Here is an 18,499-nt window from a genome sequence, read left to right as displayed (position 1 = left end):
AACATCCGGCCGTCCCCCCGACGACCGGCACGCGCGGGCCCGAGCCCCGTGCGATCCCCAAAATAGCCGAGCCCCTCGTTCGACCCCAGACGATGACCCGAAGTGACTAGACCGGCTGTGGTCACCCCCGGCCCCCGGGAGCAGCCGGTCGGGCATTTCCGGCCCCCACCGGGGTGGAAGTGGCCCGCGAGGGGTGTGGGTGGGCGCGGTCCGGCCGATGGTCGCGGTGTGAGCGACCGTGACAGGTCCCCCCGGCTGTCGCGCTCACTCGGTCTGGCCCTGGTGTCGCTGGCGCTCCCCCTGGCGCTGACCCCGGCGGTCGCATCGGGTGTCGAGCACCCCGCCGGGACGACCGCCCTCCCCCCGACCCGCGCCACCGCCCCCGCCCCCGCAGCAGACCCCGCAGCAAGCCCCGCAGCAAGCCCCCCAGCAAGCACGGCAGCGAGCCCTGCCATCGGCACCGCGCGCGCGGCCCGGACCGCGCCGCTCGTCGAGCGGGTCGACTTCGGCGCCTTCGTGCCCGGCATGACCACCGACCCCGAGCGGCTCGCCGCCTGGGAGCGCAGCGCCGGCACCGACGCCGCGGTCGCCTCCTACTACTACGGCTACGGCGACGTCTTCCCCGCGGCCACCGAGGAGCGGCTCGCCGACGACGGCGCGCGCGACCTGCTGCTGTCGTGGGACATGGGCCCGACCCGCTTCGCGGAGTGGACCGCGGGCGAGCACGACGCCTACCTCGACCAGATCGCCGCGGCCGCCCGCGCCTACCCCCACGACGTCTACGTCCGGCCCTGGCCGGAGATGAACGGCGACTGGCAGGACTTCCAGCCCACCGCGGCCGGCGAGCGCCGCTTCGGCGGCACCTTCCGCGAGTTCCGGCTCGCCTGGCGCCACGTCGTGACCCACCTGCGCGAGGCCGGGGCCGACAACCTGCGCTGGGTCTTCAACCCGACCGCCGACACCTACGCCGAGACCACGCCCGTGCGGCGGATCTGGCCCGGGGCGGCGTACGTCGACGTGCTGGGGCTCGACGGCTTCAACTGGGGCCGCGACACCGGCTGGGGCCGGTGGCGCTCCTTCGGGCGGATCTTCCGCGCGCAGTACGACCACCTCGTGGCCCTCGCCCCGCGCCTGCCGGTGTGGATCTGCGAGGTGGCCTCCAAGGAGCCGCGCGTCGACGACGGGGCGCCCGTGGACCCCGAGCACAGCAAGGCCGCCTGGGTGCGCAGCATGCTGGCGCACCGCGGGATGCCGGCGCTGACCACCGTCGTGTGGTTCGACGAGCGCAAGGAGCGCGACTGGCGGCTGACCTCCTCGGCGGGCACGACCCGCGCGTGGCGTACCGCCGCACGCATCGCCGCACGCTGAGGGGCCCGGGACGCAGTACGGTGACGGCGCTCACCCCCCTCGGTCTCGGAGGTCCCCCATGTCCACGTCCACCACGTCCCGCCCGTCGGGCCCGGCCCCCCAGCCGAGCCGCGACACGGGCCGGATGACGCCACGCTCGATCGCCGTCTGGGTGGCCGTCGCCCTCGTCGGCGCCGTCTGCTGGACCGTGCTCGCGCTCAGCCGCGGCGAGTCGGTCTCGGCCCTGTGGATCCTCTTCGCGGCGCTGTCGTCCTACCTCATCGCCTACCGCTTCTACTCCCGCTTCATCGCCCGCCGCGTGCTGCGCCTCGACGACACGAGGGCCACGCCCGCGGAGCGGCTGGAGAACGGCAGCGACTTCGAGGTCACCGACCGCCGGGTGCTGTTCGGGCACCACTTCGCGGCCATCGCCGGCGCCGGGCCGCTGGTCGGCCCCGTGCTCGCCGCGCAGATGGGCTACCTGCCCGGCACGGTCTGGATCATCGTCGGCGTCATCTTCGCCGGCGCCGTGCAGGACATGGTGGTGCTCTTCCTGTCCATGCGCCGCGACGGCAAGAGCCTGGGCCAGATGGTGCGCGAGGAGATCGGCGTCGTCGGTGGCATCGCCGCGCTGATCGCGGTCTTCGCGATCATGATCATCATCCTCGCCGTGCTCGCGCTGGTCGTGGTCAACGCGCTGGCCGAGTCGCCGTGGGGCGTGTTCTCGATCGGGCTGACCATCCCGATCGCCCTCTTCATGGGCGTCTACCTGCGCTTCCTGCGCCCGGGCCGCGTGCTCGAGACCACCGCCATCGGCGTCGTGCTCCTGCTGCTGGCCATCGTGGGCGGCGGCTACGTCGAGACCTGGGGCCTGGGCGAGTCGCTGACGCTGTCGAAGGAGACGCTGACCGTCGCGCTGGTCGGCTACGGCTTCGTCGCCTCGATCCTGCCGGTGTGGATGCTGCTCACCCCGCGCGACTACCTGTCGACCTTCATGAAGATCGGCGTCATCCTGCTGCTGGCTGTCGGTCTCGTGCTGGCCCGCCCGGTGCTGCAGAACGACGCCGTCACCTCCTTCGCCACCGAGGGCGACGGGCCGGTCTTCGCCGGCCAGCTCTTCCCGTTCCTCTTCATCACCATCGCCTGCGGCGCCCTCTCGGGCTTCCACGCGCTCATCGCCTCGGGCACGACGCCGAAGATGGTCGCCAAGGAGAGCCAGGTCAGGATGATCGGCTACGGCGGCATGCTGATGGAGTCCTTCGTCGCCATCTCCGCCCTCATCGCCGCCTCGGTCATCGACCAGGGCCTCTACTTCGCCATCAACGCCCCCGCGGGCGTCACCGGCGGCACGATCGACGGCGCCGTGCAGTTCGTCAACGGGCTGGGCATGACCCTCACCCCCGAGCAGCTCCAGGCCGCGACCGACTCGGTCGAGGAGGAGCTGGTCTCGCGCACCGGCGGCGCGCCGACGCTGGCCTTCGGCATCTCGACGATCTTCAGCGACGCCTTCGGTGGCGGGCTGGCGGCCTTCTGGTACCACTTCGCGATCATGTTCGAGGCGCTCTTCATCCTCACCGCCGTCGACGCCGGCACCCGGGTGGGCCGCTTCATGCTCCAGGACACCGTGGGCAACGTGTGGCCGCGCTTCGGCGACACCTCGTGGAAGCCCGCGGCCTGGCTCTCCTCGGCCGCGGTCGTGGCCTGCTGGGGCTACATGCTCTACGTCGGCGTGACCGACCCCCTGGGCGGCATCAACCAGCTCTTCCCGCTCTTCGGCATCGCCAACCAGCTGCTGGCCGCGATCGCGCTCACGCTGTGCGTGACGCTCTTCCTCAAGCACGGCTGGACGAGGTGGGTGTGGGTGCCGGCCGTGCCGCTGGCCTGGGACCTGGTCACGACGATGACGGCGAGCTACCAGAAGGTGTTCTCCGACAACCCCGCCATCGGCTACTTCGCCCAGGCCGACCGCTACCGCACCGCGCGCGACGCCGGCGAGGTCCTGGCCCCGGCGGCCGACCCCTCGCAGATGGACACCGTGGTCTTCAACTCCACCGTCAACGGCGTGCTGCAGGCCAGCTTCGCGCTGCTGGTCATCGTCATCGTGGCCAACGCCGCCCTGATCTGGGTGCGGGCGCTGCGGGCCGGCTCGCTGCCGACCACCGAGGTGCCGGCCGTGCCCTCGCAGCTGGTCGCCCCCGCCGACTTCGTCGCCACCGCCGAGGAGAAGCGGGCCGTCGCGGAGTGGGAGGCCCGGCGCGCGGAGACGGTCGGGAGCGGGCGGTGAGCGCGACGGGCCGGCCGGCCGCCGACCAGCGCCCCGGCGCCGTACGTCGGGCGCTGGCGGGGGTGCGGTGGTACGCCCGCGAGCTCAGCGGCGAGGGCCGGTGGGACGCCTACCTCGCCCGCTGCGAGCGCGAGGGCACCGAGCCGATGAGCCGCCGTGCCTTCGAGCGGCACCGCGACGACCACCGCGAGAGCTCCACCCAGGGCCGCTGCTGCTGAGCGCTGCTGCTGAGCCGCCCGTGACGCCTCCCGAGGGGGCCCGACGCACCGCGTCGGGCCCCCTCGCCGCGTCCGGCGCGGGACCCCGCACGACCCCCATGAGAGGACGCTCATCGGCGTCACAAGAAAGCCTCATGCGGCGTTCCTAGCGTCCTCGTCATGACCACGAACCCCGTCCTCCCCGCCCCCGCCGACCTCACCCCCGCCGGCACTGCCGCCGGCACCGCCGCGACGACCAGCACCCTCGAGCCGCTGCCCGCCGAGCGCCTGGCCCGGGCCAAGAAGGCCTACACCACCCGCTTCCTCGCGGCCGCCCTCGCGGCCGACGGCTCGGGGCACCAGCTGCTCCACGGCCCCGAGGTCGCCCCGCGCAGCGGCGACGTCGTGCTCGCCCGGGTCGAGGAGATCGGCAAGCACACCAGGCTCGAGGGCCCGGGCAGCCGGCGCCAGACCCTCTTCGTCGGCGACGAGGTGCTGGTGGCCTACGGCAACCGCTACGCCCCCGACCAGTTCGAGGCCGTCGTGCCCGACGACCTGGGCCCCACCGACCTCGTCGCGGCCGGCGGCGTCGCCGGCCGGGTCGTGGCCCAGCACGCCGCGCTCGACGACGCCACGCGACTGCGCCCCCTCGGCCTGCTCGCCCGCGACGGCGAGCGGGTGACCCTGGCCGACCACGCGCCGGTCGCCGCCCGCCCCGTGCGCGAGCGCGGTGTGGGACCGCGGGTCGTGGCCGTGCTGGGCACGTCGATGAACTCCGGCAAGTCCACCGCCCTGGCCTGCCTCGTGCGCGGGCTCAGCGCCGACGGCCTCCACGTCAACGCGGGCAAGGTCACCGGCACCGGGGCCGGCGGCGACCCGCGGCTCTTCGCCGACGCGGGCGCCCGACGGGTCCTGGACTTCACCGACGTGGGCCACCCGTCGACGTACCTGCTCTCCCACGCCCGCGTGCGCACGCTGCTCTCCACCCTGGTCGAGGAGCTCGCCGCCGACTCCCCCGACGTCGTGGTGGTCGAGATCGCCGACGGCGTCTACCAGGAGGAGACCGCCCGCCTGCTCGCCGACCCGCTCTTCGCGACGCTGGTCGACGACGTCGTCTTCGCCGCGGGCGACGCGCTCGGAGCGGTGGCCGGGCGGCAGGCCCTCGCCGCCACCAGCGCCCGGGTGCGCGCGGTCAGCGGCGTGCTGACCGCCTCGCCGCTGGCGCACCGCGAGGCCGCCCGCGCCCTCGACCTGCCCGTCGTCGCGACCTACGACCTCTGCGACCCGGCCGTCGCCCGGGAGCTGCTCGCGTGACGCCCGCCCCCCACGCAACCGGCGAGGCCCCGGTGGTCGAGGAGCGAGCGCCGGCGAGCGTCCCGGGACCACCCGCCGACGACCGGCTCCCCCCGCTGCTCGCCGGCGCCCGCCGCACCACCCTGCTCCGCCTGCTCGGCACCGGGGCGGCCCAGGCGGCGCTCGCGGTGCAGACGGTGCTGGTCGTGCCGATGGTGCTCGACGCCCCCACCACGCTGGTGCGGGTGCTCGGGGTGCTGGCGCTGGTCGCCGGCGCGGCGGTGCTCGGCCTGGTGCGGGCCCGCGAGCGGGTCCTGGCCGAGCGGCTCGGCCAGGACTACGTGCAGGAGATCCGCACCGGCCTGGTGGCCTCGGCGCTGACCGGGTCGGGGCCGAGCCTGGGCGTCACCGTCGCCCGCACCACCAACGACCTCACCTCGGTGCGCACCTGGGTCGCCCTCGGCGTCGCGCCGCTCGCGGTCGCCGGTCCGGTCGTGCTCGGTGTGCTGACCGCCCTGGTCGTGGTGCACCCGCTCCTCGGCCTGGCCGTGGCCGTGCCCCTGGTCGGCTTCGCGCTCAGCGTCGTGGTGGTCGCTCCACGGGTGCTGGCGCGTGCCTCCGAGCTGCGCCGTCACCGCGGGGTGCTGGCCGCCCACGTCGCCGACACGGTCGCCGCGGCGCCGGGCATCGTCGCCGCCGGCGGCACCACCCGCGAGCTGCGCCACGTCGAGCGCCGCGGGGCGCGGGTGCGCGACGCCGCGATCGCCCGCGCCGAGGCCAGCGGCGTCCTGCGCGGCAGCGCCGCCGCCACCGGCGCACTGGCCACCGTGGCGGTGCTGGCCGTCGCCGGACCCGCCGGTCTCGGCGCCAGCGGGGTGGCCACCGCGCTGACGGTGGTCGGCATCCTCGTCGCGCCGGTCGCCGACCTCGGCCGCGTGGTGGAGTACCGCCAGTCCTTCCTGGCCGCCCGCCGCATCCTCGGTCCGGCCCTGGCCCCCGGTCGCGCCGCGCGGGCGGCCGAGCTCGCACGGCGTACGACGGGCCGCGCCGACGGGCCGACCGCGTCGGGGCCGCCGGGGGCGCCGGCCGGGCTGGCCGTGCAGGGACTGGTCCTCGACGGCCGGGCGGTGCCCGACCTCGTGGCCACGCCCGGGGAGCGGGTGGTGCTGAGCGGGTCGGACCCCGCGCTGCGACGTGCCGTGCTCGAGGTGCTCGCCGGGGTGCGGGCGCCCGAGCAGGGCACGGTCGTGGTGGGCGGTGAGGACCTCGCCGGACTCGACGCCCGCCGACGCCGTGAGCGCGTCGGCGCCGCGCTGGCCGGGTGGTCCCTCGAGCGGGGCACGGTGGCCCGCGCGGTGGGCTACCGGCTGCCGGACTCCGGGGTGCCCGTCGCCGACGCCCTCGCCGCGGCGGGTCTCGACCGCACCCTGGCGACGCTGCCCGACGGCGACCGCACCCGGCTGCGGCGGGGCGGCGCACCGCTCGACCGGGCCGACCGCGCGCGGGTGCTGCTCGCCCGCGCCGTGCACGGTCGGCCGGCGCTCGTCGTGCTCGACCACCTCGACGACGAGCTCGACGGCGCGGGCCGCGCCTCGCTGGCCGGATGCGTGCGCGAGCAGCCCGGCGTGGTCGTGCTGGCCAGCGAGGCGGCCTGGACGCTGGTGCCGCGGCACCGGGTCTGGGACCTCGACGCCGGCTGAGGTCCGGGTCCGCGGCCCCGGCGGCCACGGGGCCCGGGGCCCGGGACGCTCGCTGCCGCCTCGCTCCTCGACCACCGTGGTCACCACAGCCGGGTGGCCCTCCGACACCGGTCGCGGCGGGGCGGCTAGCGGGCCTCGCGCTCCCGCAGCACCGAGAGCCGGGGCACGCCGCCGAGGGCCCGACGGTGCCGCACGTGGGCGGCGTGGCGGGCCAGGGCGTCCCAGAGCGCGGCGTGGGCCGCCCAGGGCAGGGGCTCGTCGCCGGTGCGCCAGGTGTCGCCGAAGGAGACGAGCACCGGCACCCAGTCGGCCGCCAGGTCCCAGGCCCCGCGGCGCGCCTCGATCATGCGGCGCCGCAGCTGGAAGGCCGCGCGGGGGCCGTCGACGTAGACCGGGGCCGTGGCCACCGGCCACACCCACAGGTCGAGGGCGCCCAGGTCGAGCTCGAGCTCGCGCAGCACGGCCGGGTCGACCAGCACCGTGGCGACGTTCTCGTGGGGCTCGCGCAGCACGACGGCTCCCCTAGACGTGACCCGAGAGCTGGGCCATGCGCGCCTCGAGGGCCTGGAGGTAGCGGTCGCGCTGCTCGGTGGAGACCGCGCCGTCGAGGTCCTCGAGGTGGCTGCAGGCGGGCAGCACGTCGACCGACAGGTTGGCCGCGCCCGCCAGGGAGCGCAGGTCGTCGAGCCGGTCGCCGAAGGGGGTGCCGCTGCCCGGGGAGTAGGAGCGCACGACCTCCTCGACGTCGTCGGCGAAGAGGTCGACCTTGGTCACCACGACCACGAGCCAGGTCGGCCGCGAGCGCCGCACGGCCATGGCGGCGATGCGGTGGGCGGTGACCGTCCAGTCCTCAAGCTCCGCCGCGAGCTGCTGCTCGCGCGTCACCTGCGCGGCGCCGCTGGTGCCGGCCGGGCGGCGACCCGTGGCGTGGCCGTGGGCCACGACGTGCAGGACCCCGTCGACGGGGTCGTCGTGGAAGACCTCGTCGAGGGCTCCGAGGCGGGTGGCGGCGTTGTCGCCGGGCACGACGCGGAACCGGAAGCCGGTGAGCCGTCGCCCGCGGCGCACCCGCCGCTCGAGCACCGCGGAGCCGGCCTCCGGGGTGCCGTCGGCGGAGGGGCGTCCGCAGAGGTGGTCGACCAGCTCGGTCTTGCCGACGCCGGTCATGCCGGTGACCGCGACCGAGGGGAAGCGGTGGCCCAGCACGCCGGTGACGCGCTCGCGCCCACGGCCCAGCGCGCCGCCCAGGCCGCGCACTCCCCCGCGCACCTCACGCGTACGACGATCCAGCACGGGCCCTCCCGGGGGTCGGTGGTCGCGGCGGGCCGGGTGCCCGTCGTGACGTCCCGACCGTAACCGGCGCACGGGGGCGGCGGCGCGGGGAGGGCCCACGGGCGGGCCGGGGCGGTGGCGGCGCCGGCTCCGAGGCCGGGTCCGGCGTCGCGGGAGGCTCAGACGCCGGCGAAGCGCTTGTTGACCCGGCGGGTCAGCCAGGCCGGGGAGAAGCGCGCGCCGAGGGCCATGGCCTTGGTCTGGGTGCCGACCGGGAAGTGCACCTGGTGCACGACGCGTCGCGCCCGCGTGGGGTGCACGGCGTCCCAGATGGCGGTGGCGACGTCGTCGGCGCCCAGGTTGACGCCCAGGGAGTCGGTGGTGCCGGTGTGCACGCCCTGGGTCATGGCGGTCTGCACGAAGAGCGGCCACATCGCGACCACCCGCACCCCGTGGCGGCCCCACTCCAGGTCGAGGGCCTCGGTGATGCCGCGCAGGAAGAACTTGGTGGCGCTGTAGTTGGCCAGCTCGGCCTGGCCGTAGATGGCCGAGGCGGAGGCGAGGTTGACCACGTGGGCCGAGCCGTGGGCCGCGGCCGTCGCGCGCAGCGGCTCGAAGCCGGCGTGCAGGCCGTTGACGACGCCCTTGACGTTGACGTCGATCTCGCGGTGGTGCGCGGCGACGTCGATCTCGGCGAACTGCCCGGCCAGCAGGATGCCGGCGTTGTTGACGAGCACGTCGAGGCGGCCGGTCTCGGCCACGAGCTCGGCCGCGCGCGCGGCGTAGGCCTCGGCGTCGCGGACGTCGAGGGTGCCGCTGACGACCCGGGCCCCGGTGCGCAGGGCCTCGACCTCGCTGGCCAGGGTGGCCAGCCCGGCCTCGTCGATGTCGTAGGCGCCGACGGTCCATCCCTCCCGTGCGAAGCGGAGGGCGGTGGCGCGGCCGATGCCCGCAGCGGCGCCGGTGATCAGGACGGTCGGTGAGGTCATGACCCATGCCTACCAGTCGGTAACACGCCAGCGCGAGGGGCGATCGCGTCACACGGATCCCTCGGGAGGCCGGGGTCGGTCCCGGTGGTCCAGGTGGGTGATGGCCGCGGCCCCCGGGCGGTGGGACGATCTCCCCGCCGCGCACGGCGGCCACGACCTGGGGGGCCCATGGGCACGACGCTGGTGTTCCTCGCCGTGATCTGCGGGCGGTTCCTGCTGCCGCTGGCGATCCCGCGCTGGCCGCTGCCCGCCATCGTGGCCTGCCTCGTGCTCGACGGCGTCGACCAGACCATCTTCCAGCTCTTCGGCCACGACCCGCCGGGCTACCAGTCCTACGACAAGGCGATGGACGTCTACTACCTCGCCATCGCCTACCTCGCGACCCTGCGCAACTGGACCAGCCTGCCGGCCTTCCGGGTCGCGCGCTTCCTCTACTTCTACCGCCTCGTCGGCGTGGTGGCCTTCGAGCTCAGCCACGCCCGCGCGCTGCTGCTGGTCTTCCCCAACACCTTCGAGTACTTCTTCATCGCCTACGAGGCGGTCCGCGCGCGCTGGCGCCCCACCCGCTTCGGCCTGCGCTGGTGGATCACGGCTGCGGCGCTGATCTGGGTGCTGGTCAAGCTGCCCCAGGAGTGGTGGATCCACGTCGCCCGGCTCGATGTGACCGACATGGTGGGCGACCACCCCGTCGGCGGACTGGTGGTCGCCGCGGGCGCCGTCAGCGCCGCCTCGATCGGGTGGCGCCGCTACCACGCGCGGCTGCGCCCGCCCGACCACCCGTCGCGCTTCGCGGCCGACCCGCTGCCCGCCGAGGTCGACACCGCCGAGGAGCGGATGCAGTGGCACTGGGTGCACGGCGCCCTGCTGTCGTGGACGACGGTGGAGAAGGTCGTGCTCGTGGGTCTGCTGGCCGTCGTCTACGCCCAGACCCTCCCCGGGGTGCGGTCGACCCCGCTCCAGCTCTTCCTCGGCGTCGGCGTCGTCGTGGTGGTCAACGCCCTGCTGACCCTCGCCGCCGCCAGCCGGCGCCGGAGCATCGAGTCCTCGCTGATGGCCTTCCTGGCCCGGATGCTCGTCAACGTGGTGCTCGTGCTCGCCGCGGAGCTGCTGCTCGGCGTGACCGGCGGCGACCTCGACATCAGCGCCACGCTCTTCTACCTCGCCCTCATCAGCCTGGTCACGACCCTCCACGACGCCTGGCGACCGGTGCTGGCGCTGCGCCAGCGCGACGAGGCCGCCGCACCGGCCTAGGCCCTCCTACCCAGGAGCGGGAGTACGTCGGCCCTGCCGCGAGCCCCGCGGTCGCGCGAGGCTGCCCGCATGCTGCGCTACGCCGACCCCACCGTGTGCCCCGACTGCCGTGCCCCGCTGCCTCCCGCGCCGGCCGTCTGCCCCCGCTGCGACCTCCCGCTGCGCGGCCCCGTCGCCGCCGACCTGCTGAGCACGCTGACCCGCGCCGACCTGCTGCTCGAGCGCCTGCGCGCCGAGGCGCCCGTGCTCGTCGGCGCCACGGGAGCCAGCGCCGCGGGGGGCGCCGTCGACGGTGGCCGCGCCGGCAGCCCGGCCGGTCGTGCGGCCGGTGCAGCCGGTCGTGCTGGGCTGCTCGACGGCGTCGGACCGCTCCCGCGGGCCGACCGGGCCGACACGGTGCCCGGCGGACCCGACGGGCGGGCCACCGGGCGGACCACCGGGCGGGGGCTGCCCGCGTGGTCGGTGCCGCGGCTGCTGCTCGGCCTCGGTGCGCTGTGCCTGCTGGTGGCGGCCGTGGTGTTCCTCGCCGTGACCTGGTCGGCCCTCGGGGTGGGCGGCCGCACGCTCACCCTGCTCGGCCTCACCGTCGCCGCGGGCGTCACCGCCGACCGGCTGGCGCGACGCGGCCTGCGCGTGGGCGCGGAGTCCCTGACGGTCGTGGCCCTGGGTCTCGTGGTGCTCGACACCGTCGGCGCGCTCTCGGCCGGCTGGCTCGGCGACGTGGGGCCCGCAGGCGCCCTGCTCGCCTGCGGGGCCGCCCTGCTCGCCGGGGGCGCCGTCGTGCTGCTCGCCCGCACCGACCTGGTCGCGGCCCAGCTCGCCGTGCCGGTCGGCCTCGGCCTGGTCGGGGGCGCCCTGCTGGCCGACGGCGGCGACGCACGGCTCGTCGGGGCGCTGCTGGTGCTCGCCCACGCGGCCGTCCGCACCGCCCTCCGGCTGCTCCCGGGCGAGCCCGTGCCCGCCCGGGCGCTGCCCGGCGCGGCGCTGGTCGGCGCCACCGCGTGGTGGGCCCTGCTCCTGCTCGCCTCGCTCGGCGCGGCCGCCGACCACGCCTCCCTCCCCGGGCTGTGGACCACGACCCACGGCCCGGCGCTGCTGGTCACCGCCGCGCTCGCGCTGCTCCCCGTCGTCTGGTCCCCGGCCCGCACCACCGGGGCCTCCACCGGGGCCTCCACCGGGACGCCTCCCGGGTCCGTCGCCGCTCCCGACGTCCCCGCCGGTGGCGTCGCCCCTGACGCGGGCGACACCTCCCGCCGTGGCCACGCAGGCCGCGCCGCCCACCCGGACCACCCGGGCCGCGCGGACCGCGCGGACCACCCGGGCCGCCGACCGACGCGGCTGCACGCCTGCGTCGTGCTGGCGGGCGCCCTGGCCTCCCTGGCCCTCGTCCTGCCGGCCCTCGACGAAGGGCCCACCGGAGTCACCCTGGCCGCCGGCGCGGTCTGCGTCGCGTGGGCCCTGGCAGCGCGGGGCGTGCCGGCCCCGTGGCGGGTCGCGGTCACCGTGCCCGCCGTCGTCGCGGCCGCACCGGTCGCCGTCACCGCCGCGACCCTGGCCGCGGCCGCCGTGGTCAGGGTGCTGGCGGTCGGCGAGCCGCTGAGCCGATCCGCCGGTGTGCGGCTCTCGGGCGAGCTGCCCGCCCCGGCGTGGCTGGTGCTGCCCTCCGCGCTCGCCCTCGGTGTGCTCGCCGCGACGCTGACGCGCCCGGGCACTCGGCCGGACGTCGCCGCCACCCCGACCCGCGCCCTCCGCGACCCGGCCCTCCGGCGCGGTGCGGCCGCGGTCACGCTGATCGCCGCGGTGCTGGTCGCGCTCACGAGCGCCCCGCTGGCGGCCGTGGTGCTCCTCGTCTGCGTCGCCGGCGGCCTGCTCGCCCTCCCCGCCCCCGGAGCCGGCACAGGCACCGGAGCCGGCACCCACGAGACCCGTGGCACCCGCGACACCGACGTGGGTCTGGCGCTGCTCGTCGTGGCCGTCGTGGCGGCCCTCCCCAGCGCCGCCCTCGGCGCCGTGGCCGCCGTCGCGGCCCTCGGCGTCTCCTCGGTCGCGGCCCACCGGCGACCCGCCCCGCCGTCGCTCGTGGTGCTCACGGCCGCCTGCGGGTGGGCGGTGTGGTCGGGCGGTGACGCCGCAGGGCTGGGCGCCACCACGCTGGGCCCCGCCGTCGTGGTGGTCGTCGGGGCGCTCGCCCTGTGGCGGGCCCGGCCCGTGGTCGAGCTGACCGCGCTGGCGACCGCCGTCCTCGCCTCCGCCGCGGCCGTCGACGCCGCGGCCGACGCGGCCGGTCGCGACGGCGCGGGGTCGACGTACGACGCGGCGGCGGCGCTGGCCCTCCACCTCACGCTGGTCGGCGCCCTCGTCGTGGCCGCGGCGCTGCTGCGGGTCGAGCGACGACCGGCCGGGTGGCTGGGCGGCACGCTGCTCACGGCCGCCAGCTGGGTGCGGCTGGCCGACGCCGGGGTGACCCAGCCGGAGGCCTACGCGCTGCCGGCCGCGCTGGCCCTGCTCGTGCTGGGTGCACTCCGGCTGCGGAGCGACCCCGCCGCCTCGACCCGGTCGGCGCTCGGCAGCGGCCTGCTGCTCGCCACCGTGCCCAGCCTGCTGCGGGTAGTGGTCGACGACCCGGTCAGCCCCCGCGCCCTGCTGCTCGGGCTCGCCTGCCTGGGCCTCGTGCTGCTCGGGGCCCGGCTGCGCCTCGCCGCTCCCCTGGTGGTCGGGGTCGTCGTCGGCGGCGTGCTCGTGCTGGCCGAGGCGGCGCCGTGGGCGGCGCAGACCCCGCAGTGGGTGCTGCTCGGCCTCACCGGGACGCTGCTGACCGTGGTCGGCGTGACCTGGGAGCGCCGGCTCGCCCAGGTGCGCGCCGGGTCGGCCTACCTGGCCCGGCTGCGCTGACCCGCCCGCCGGTGGGCCCGGCCCTCCCAGCGTCCCCTCTCAGCCCCCGAGGAGCGCGGCCACCTCGGCGGGCCGCTCCAGCACGGTGAGGTGGCCGGTCGCGGGCAGCACGTGGAGCGACGTCGGGAGGTGGTCGGGCCGCAGCCGCGCCATCTGCGCGGCGCGCTCGGGCGGGGTCTCCCCGTCCTCCTCGCCGAAGAGCAGCACGACCTCGCGGGGGTGGCCGGCCACCACCGCGGACGTGTCGGACCGCCCGGCGACCGCCCTCGCGACCCAGGCGACGCCGTCGGGGTCGGCGCCCAGGATCAGCCCCCGCACCAGGTCGGCGAGCCCGGGCTGCTCGCGGCGGGCGGTCGGGCCGAGCCCTCCCTCGACCGAGTCGAGCAGCGAGGTGGTCGACCGGCTGGTCTCGACCTCCTCGGCCGTCGCCCGCCGCTCGGCGGGCACGTCGGGCTCGATGGGCCACGGGGTCGTGCTGGCGAGCACGAGGCGACCGACCCGCTCGGGTGCGAGGCCGGCCAGGCGCAGGGCGGCGTAGCCCCCGGTCGAGATGCCCAGCACGTCGGCCCGCTCGACCCCGGCGGCGTCGAGCACGGCCAGCAGGGCGGCGGCGACGTGATCCATCGACGCCTCCTCCGTCGGCACGGCGCTGCGTCCCAGCCCCGGCAGGTCGACCACCAGCACCCGCGCGTCCTGCGCGAGCAGGGGGGCCAGCCGCTCGAAGATCCGACCCGACAGCGGGAAGGCGTGCAGCAGCAGCCAGGTGCGCTCGCCCCCGCCCAGGTCGTCGTACGCCGGGAGCGCCCCGGTCGAGGTCGGGGCCGGGGGCGGCGTCGTCGTGTCCACCGCTCGATCATGGCGGGCGCCCGAAACCGGACGGCGCTCGCCAGCCCCGGGTGGGCGACGCCGCAGGCGTCTCGACGTGAAGGTTCTGTGTAGGAGCCTCACGTCGGACTCGGCGGGGCCGACGATGGTCGGGTGACCACGTCCGCTGCTCTCGGACGCCGCGGGCCGTCGGCGCGCGGCGGCAGCCCCGACACCCTGCTGACCCTGCTGGCCCTGGCCGCGACCTTCGCCCTCAGCGTCGCGTCGGTGACCCTGCGTCCCGAGGGCGCGCCGGTGGCGGCGTGGTGGCCCGCCGCCGGGGTCTCGGCCCTCGTGGTGGCCCTCTCGCCGGTGCGCCGGTGGGCGCTGCTGGCCGCGGCCCTCGTGGGCCTGTCCTTCGCGGCCAACCTGGTCGGCGACCGGCCACCGGGGCTGGCGTTGATGTTCGGCGTCACCAACACCGCCGAGTCCCTGGCCGTCGCGCTCCTGCTCGGGGCCCACCGCCGTCGCCCCGTCCTGGCCAGCTTCGAGGACCTGGGTCGACTGTTCCTCGCCGCGGCCGGGGGCGCGGCCGTGGCGGGTCTGCTGGCCGGTCTCGCGGTGGAGCTCTTCGGCACCGGCTCGCTGCTCGTGGTCGCGCGCACCGTGATGGCCACGCACGGCGCGTCGGTGCTGATCGTCGTGCCCCTCGGCCTCCTGATGGCCGGGAGGCTCACCGAGGGTGGGCCGGCGCGCGTCGCATCGTTCGAGGTGCTGGTGCAGTCGCTGGCCGCGGCCGCCACCTTCGGCGTCGTGTTCGGCGCCACCCACGAGTACCCGATCGCGTTCCTCCCGCTCCCGCTGCTGGCCTGGGCCGCCGCACGGTTCCCGGCGCGCGTCGCCTGTGGCCAGATGCTCGCGGCCGGTGTCGCGGTGACCGTGCTGAGCGACCTGGGCCGCGGTCCGTTCGGGGACCTCAGCGGCCCGGCCACCACGCTGGCGGCGCTCCAGCAGAGCTACCTCGTCATCCTCGTCCTGGTCACCCTCCCCCTGGCCATCGCCACCAGCCAGCGCGCCGCCGCCCTCCGGGTGGTCGTCGGCGAGCGCGAGCGCTACCGCCGCGGGATCCGGGAGTCGCTCATCGGCATGGTGCTGCTGCGCCACACCGACGGGGACCTCGTGGTCGTCGAGCTCAACGACGCGGCCGCCGACCTCCTCGGCTCCTCCGACGCCGAGCTGGTGGAGCGGCCCTGGACCCGGGGCCTGGCCGCCTCCCAGCGCGCACTCCTGCGCTCGGCGGTGGGGTCGCTGGAGGCCGGGCACTCCCCGACCTGGGAAAGCGAGCTGTGGCTGGACACCTCTCCGCCACGCTGCGTGCGGCTCGGCCTGTCGGTGGTGCCCGACGCCGCCGAGGGCCGGCTCGTGGTCGCGCAGCTGGTCGACCTCACCGCGGCCCGCACCTCCCAGGCCGAGCTCACCCACGAGCGCGACGTCACCCGCGCCGTGCTCGACAGCGTCGGCTCCCTCGTCGTCGTGCTCGACGCCGGCGGAGGTGTGCTCCAGGTCAACGCCGCCACCGAGTCCAGCACGGGGGCGCGCGCGACGAGCCTCGTCGGGGCGCCGGCGACGGCGGCGCTGGTGTGCCCCGACAGCGCGGCCGCCTTCGAGGCGGCACTCGCGGCGTGCCTGGCCGGGGAGACCGGCGCGGTGCACGAGCTGCTGTGGCGCGGGCGGTCGGCTCGCCGCGAGGTGCTGACCACGCTGGCGCTGCTCCGGCACGACACCGGCGCCCCGCTCGTGGTGATGACCGGGCTCGACGTGACCGACCAGCGCCACACCGCGCACCAGCTGCAGACCGTGCTCGACGCCACCTCGGGCGCGATCATCGTCGGCACCGACGCCGCCGGCCTCATCACCTTCTTCAACCGGGGCGCCCAGGAGAGCCTGGGGTGGAGCGCGGAGGAGGTCGTCGGGCGCATGACCAAGCTGGCGCTCCACGACCCCGAGGAGGTGGCCGGTCACGCCCGCCGTCTCGGCGTCGCTCCCACGTTCGAGGTCTTCACCGCGCTCGCCCAGCAGCCCGACCCGCCCGAGCTGGACTGGACGCTCATCCGCAAGGACGGCGGTCGCCTCACCGTCAGCCTCACCGTCAACCTCCTGCGCGACGCCTCCGGCGCGGTGACCGGCGTGGTCGGCGTGGCCCAGGACGTCACCGAGCGCCGTCGCAGCGAGCAGGCGCTCGAGATCGCCCTCGAGCACGAGCGGCAGGCGGTGAGCCGGCTCTCGGAGCTCGACCGCATCAAGACCGACTTCGTGGCCTCCATCAGCCACGAGCTGCGCACGCCGATGACCAGCGTGCTCGGCTTCACCCAGGTCCTCGACTCCGAGGCGGCCGGGCCCCTCTCCGAGGAGCAGCACGCCCTGCTGGGGCGCGTCGACCGCAACGGTCGCCGCCTGCTGCGCCTGATCGAGAACCTCCTCGACCTCTCCCGCATCGAGTCGGGCGCCATCTCCATGGCCCGCGAGCGCCTCGACGTGCACCGCGTCGTGATCTCGGCGATGGAGGCCTGCTCCGAGCTCGTCCGGGCCCGGTCGATCGAGCTGGTGCACGACCTGGACACCCCGCCCGCCGAGGTCGTCGGCGACTTCGACCAGCTGGAGCGCGCCGTGATGAACCTCGTCGGCAACGCCGTGAAGTTCACCCCCGACGGCGGCCACGTCACGCTCACCGTGACCACCGTCGGGTCAGAGGCCGTCATCGAGGTCAGCGACGACGGCATCGGGATCGACCAGGCCGACCTGCCTCGGGTGTGGGACCGGTTCTACCGCTCGGCCAGCGCCTCCGACGCCGCCATCGAGGGCACCGGGCTGGGCCTGAGCATCGTCCGCTCCATCGTGGAGGCCCACGGCGGGCGCGTCGACCTCGACTCCGCGCCGCGCGCGGGCACGACCGTGCGCCTCGTCCTGCCGCTCGCCTGCTCCCCGAGCGAGCACGGTGCGACGCCTCAGGCCGGTCGACCGTCGGCGACGAGCCGGCCGACCCTCTCCACGAAGTAGCCCACGTCGAAGGGCTTGGCGATGTAGTCGTCGGCGCCGCTGTCGATGCCGGCCCTGACGTCGTCGGCGCGCGCCCGGGCCGTCAGCAGCAGCACCGGCAGGTCGGCGGTGGCCGGGTCGGCGCGCAGCGCCCGGGTCACCGCCAGGCCGTCGAGGTCCCCGGGCATCGCGATGTCGAGCACGGCGACCGCCGGGCGCCGCTCGCGGCAGGCCACGAGGGCGGCGTCGCCCTGGCCCACGCCGACCACCTCGTGCCCGGCCTGGCCGAGGATGAGCGTGACCAGCTCCCGCAGGTCGGGGTCGTCCTCGGCCACCACGATCACCGCCACGACGACCCACCTGCCTCCCCGACCGGCAGGGCGGGCGCGAGCACCCCGGGGTCGCGGACGCAGCGCCCCTCCAGCTCCACCGCATGGGTCGCGACACGGGCCAACAGCTGCTCGAGCCGGTCGAGCAGGTCACCGGGCGCCTGGGCGGCGCCGGCCGGGGCGACCACCGCGCCGCGCAGCAGGTAGACCGTCACCCGCACCGAGCTCAGCAGCGTGCTGAGCTCGTGGACGAGCTCGCGTGCCCCCAGCCGACCGGGTCCGGCCTGCTCGAAGGCCCGGGTGTCGGCGGTGGCGCTCGGCACGGCGATCCAGCGGTAGCCCGTGCCGCTCTCGGTCCGGATGAAGGTCGGCGCGGACGCGTCGTCGCCGAGCTTGGCCCGCAGCGAGCGGATGTGGGCGCGCAGGGCGTCGCGCGTCTCGTCGCCGTGGCTCTCGTCCCAGGCCGAGCGCAGCAGCCCGCGATGGGTGAGCAGGACCCCCGGGCGGGTGGCCAGCGGCTCGAGCAGCCGCCACTCGGTCGGGGTCAGCCGCACCTCGCGACCGTCGCGGCGCACGCTGCGCTCGTGCAGGTCCACGACCAGCGGACCGAAGCGCAGCAGCGGTCCGGTCAGTGCCGCGTCGGGGTCGGGCTCGGCCCCGCACCGCCGCTCCAGGGCCCGCAGCGCCGCCGCGAGCAGCGCGTCGCCGCACCCGAGGTCGCGGACGTCGTCGGCGCCCGCGTCGAGCAGCCGCGCCGCGAGGAGCTCACCGGGCGCCGCGCCGTCGTCGTCACCGTCGGGGTCACCGTCGAGACCACGGTCGAGGTCGGAGTCGCGGTCGAGGTCGGCCAGCACCAGCACGGGCAGCGAGGACCACGCCCGCAGCTCGGCGAGCAGGGGTGTGACCCACCCGCCGTCGGTGCCGTCGGCGACCACCACCACGCACCGCGGACCCGTCGTGGCCACCGCCTCCAGCGCCGAGCCGCGGTCCGCCGTCGCGGCCCGTCGCTCGGCGGACTCGATGCGGGCCGCCACGGCATCGGCGCGGTCCTGCCCACCGGCGACGACGAGGATGTGGGGCATCGAGCCAGGCTAGTGCCCCGCCG

The 18,499-nt window shown here is 76.5% G+C and carries 14 protein-coding genes; 8 read left to right on the top strand and 6 right to left on the bottom strand.

The genetic code is table 11. The annotated features are described in order from the left end of the window. The first annotated feature begins 228 nt into the window (after positions 1-228). From ASF47_RS07525 to ASF47_RS07505, 5 genes are all read left to right on the top strand, one after another. Positions 229-1,368 carry a glycoside hydrolase family 26 protein gene (locus ASF47_RS07525; RefSeq protein WP_156697791.1) on the top strand — a complete coding sequence of 380 codons (1,140 nt, stop codon included), beginning with the start codon at positions 229-231 and terminating at the stop codon, positions 1,366-1,368. Between the two features lie 124 nt (positions 1,369-1,492). Next, positions 1,493-3,631, top strand: coding sequence for a carbon starvation CstA family protein (locus ASF47_RS07520; protein WP_082500155.1), 2,139 nt, complete (start codon positions 1,493-1,495; stop codon positions 3,629-3,631). Continuing rightward, positions 3,628-3,849 carry a YbdD/YjiX family protein gene (locus ASF47_RS07515; protein WP_056863369.1) on the top strand — a complete coding sequence of 74 codons (222 nt, stop codon included), beginning with the start codon at positions 3,628-3,630 and terminating at the stop codon, positions 3,847-3,849. The genes ASF47_RS07520 and ASF47_RS07515 overlap by 4 nt, the downstream gene beginning before the upstream one ends. A 159-nt stretch (positions 3,850-4,008) precedes the next feature. After that, on the top strand, positions 4,009-5,142 hold the full coding sequence (locus ASF47_RS07510; protein WP_056863368.1) for a hypothetical protein: 1,134 nt from the start codon (positions 4,009-4,011) through the stop codon (positions 5,140-5,142). Further along, the gene (locus ASF47_RS07505) at positions 5,139-6,821 is read left to right on the top strand and encodes an ABC transporter transmembrane domain-containing protein (protein WP_056863367.1); all 1,683 of its coding nucleotides are present in this window, start codon (positions 5,139-5,141) and stop codon (positions 6,819-6,821) included. Before ASF47_RS07510 ends, ASF47_RS07505 begins: the two co-directional genes overlap by 4 nt. A gap of 125 nt (positions 6,822-6,946) precedes the next feature. Here ASF47_RS07505 and ASF47_RS07500 read toward each other — a convergent pair whose 3' ends face one another. The 3 genes from ASF47_RS07500 to ASF47_RS07490 form a co-directional block, all read right to left on the bottom strand. Continuing rightward, a complete protein-coding gene (locus ASF47_RS07500; RefSeq protein ID WP_056863366.1) occupies positions 6,947-7,333 on the bottom strand; it encodes a hypothetical protein in 387 nt (128 codons plus the stop codon). A gap of 10 nt (positions 7,334-7,343) precedes the next feature. Continuing rightward, positions 7,344-8,114 carry a GTPase domain-containing protein gene (locus ASF47_RS07495; RefSeq protein WP_200918984.1) on the bottom strand — a complete coding sequence of 257 codons (771 nt, stop codon included), beginning with the start codon at positions 8,112-8,114 and terminating at the stop codon, positions 7,344-7,346. A 158-nt stretch (positions 8,115-8,272) separates the two neighbouring features. Further along, positions 8,273-9,082 (bottom strand): SDR family oxidoreductase, encoded by an 810-nt coding sequence (locus ASF47_RS07490; protein ID WP_056863364.1) that lies wholly within the window; start codon positions 9,080-9,082, stop codon positions 8,273-8,275. Positions 9,083-9,250: 168 nt separating this feature from the next. Between ASF47_RS07490 and ASF47_RS07485 the strand changes: the two genes are divergently transcribed. Both ASF47_RS07485 and ASF47_RS21010 read left to right on the top strand, forming a co-directional pair. Then, positions 9,251-10,333, top strand: a complete 1,083-nt coding sequence (locus tag ASF47_RS07485; protein ID WP_056863363.1) for a hypothetical protein — start codon at positions 9,251-9,253, stop codon at positions 10,331-10,333. Positions 10,334-10,402: 69 nt separating this feature from the next. Next, positions 10,403-13,225 (top strand): SCO7613 C-terminal domain-containing membrane protein, encoded by a 2,823-nt coding sequence (locus ASF47_RS21010; protein WP_056863362.1) that lies wholly within the window; start codon positions 10,403-10,405, stop codon positions 13,223-13,225. 39 nt (positions 13,226-13,264) lie between these two features. Here the strand turns inward: ASF47_RS21010 and ASF47_RS21450 are convergent, their stop codons facing one another. Next, a complete protein-coding gene (locus ASF47_RS21450; RefSeq protein WP_056863361.1) occupies positions 13,265-14,071 on the bottom strand; it encodes an alpha/beta fold hydrolase in 807 nt (268 codons plus the stop codon). Positions 14,072-14,203: 132 nt separating this feature from the next. On the opposite strand from ASF47_RS21450, the gene ASF47_RS07470 reads away from it, so the two are divergent. After that, the gene (locus ASF47_RS07470; protein WP_056863360.1) at positions 14,204-17,086 is read left to right on the top strand and encodes a sensor histidine kinase; all 2,883 of its coding nucleotides are present in this window, start codon (positions 14,204-14,206) and stop codon (positions 17,084-17,086) included. Here the strand turns inward: ASF47_RS07470 and ASF47_RS07465 are convergent. Continuing rightward, positions 17,035-17,415: a response regulator transcription factor gene (locus ASF47_RS07465; protein WP_056863359.1), complete on the bottom strand. Its 381-nt coding sequence runs from the start codon at positions 17,413-17,415 to the stop codon at positions 17,035-17,037. The two genes, ASF47_RS07470 and ASF47_RS07465, sit on opposite strands and share 52 nt — an antisense overlap. Continuing rightward, a complete protein-coding gene (locus tag ASF47_RS07460) occupies positions 17,406-18,476 on the bottom strand; it encodes a winged helix family transcriptional regulator (protein WP_082500098.1) in 1,071 nt (356 codons plus the stop codon). The genes ASF47_RS07465 and ASF47_RS07460 overlap by 10 nt, the downstream gene beginning before the upstream one ends. Between the last annotated feature and the right edge of the window lie 23 nt (positions 18,477-18,499).

Origin of the sequence: Nocardioides sp. Leaf285 (assembly GCF_001422955.1) — a bacterium.
Lineage (GTDB): Bacteria > Actinomycetota > Actinomycetes > Propionibacteriales > Nocardioidaceae > Nocardioides > Nocardioides kribbensis.
The sequence above is the reverse complement of the archived record's forward strand: the minus strand, read 5'-3'. Positions and strand labels throughout refer to the sequence as shown.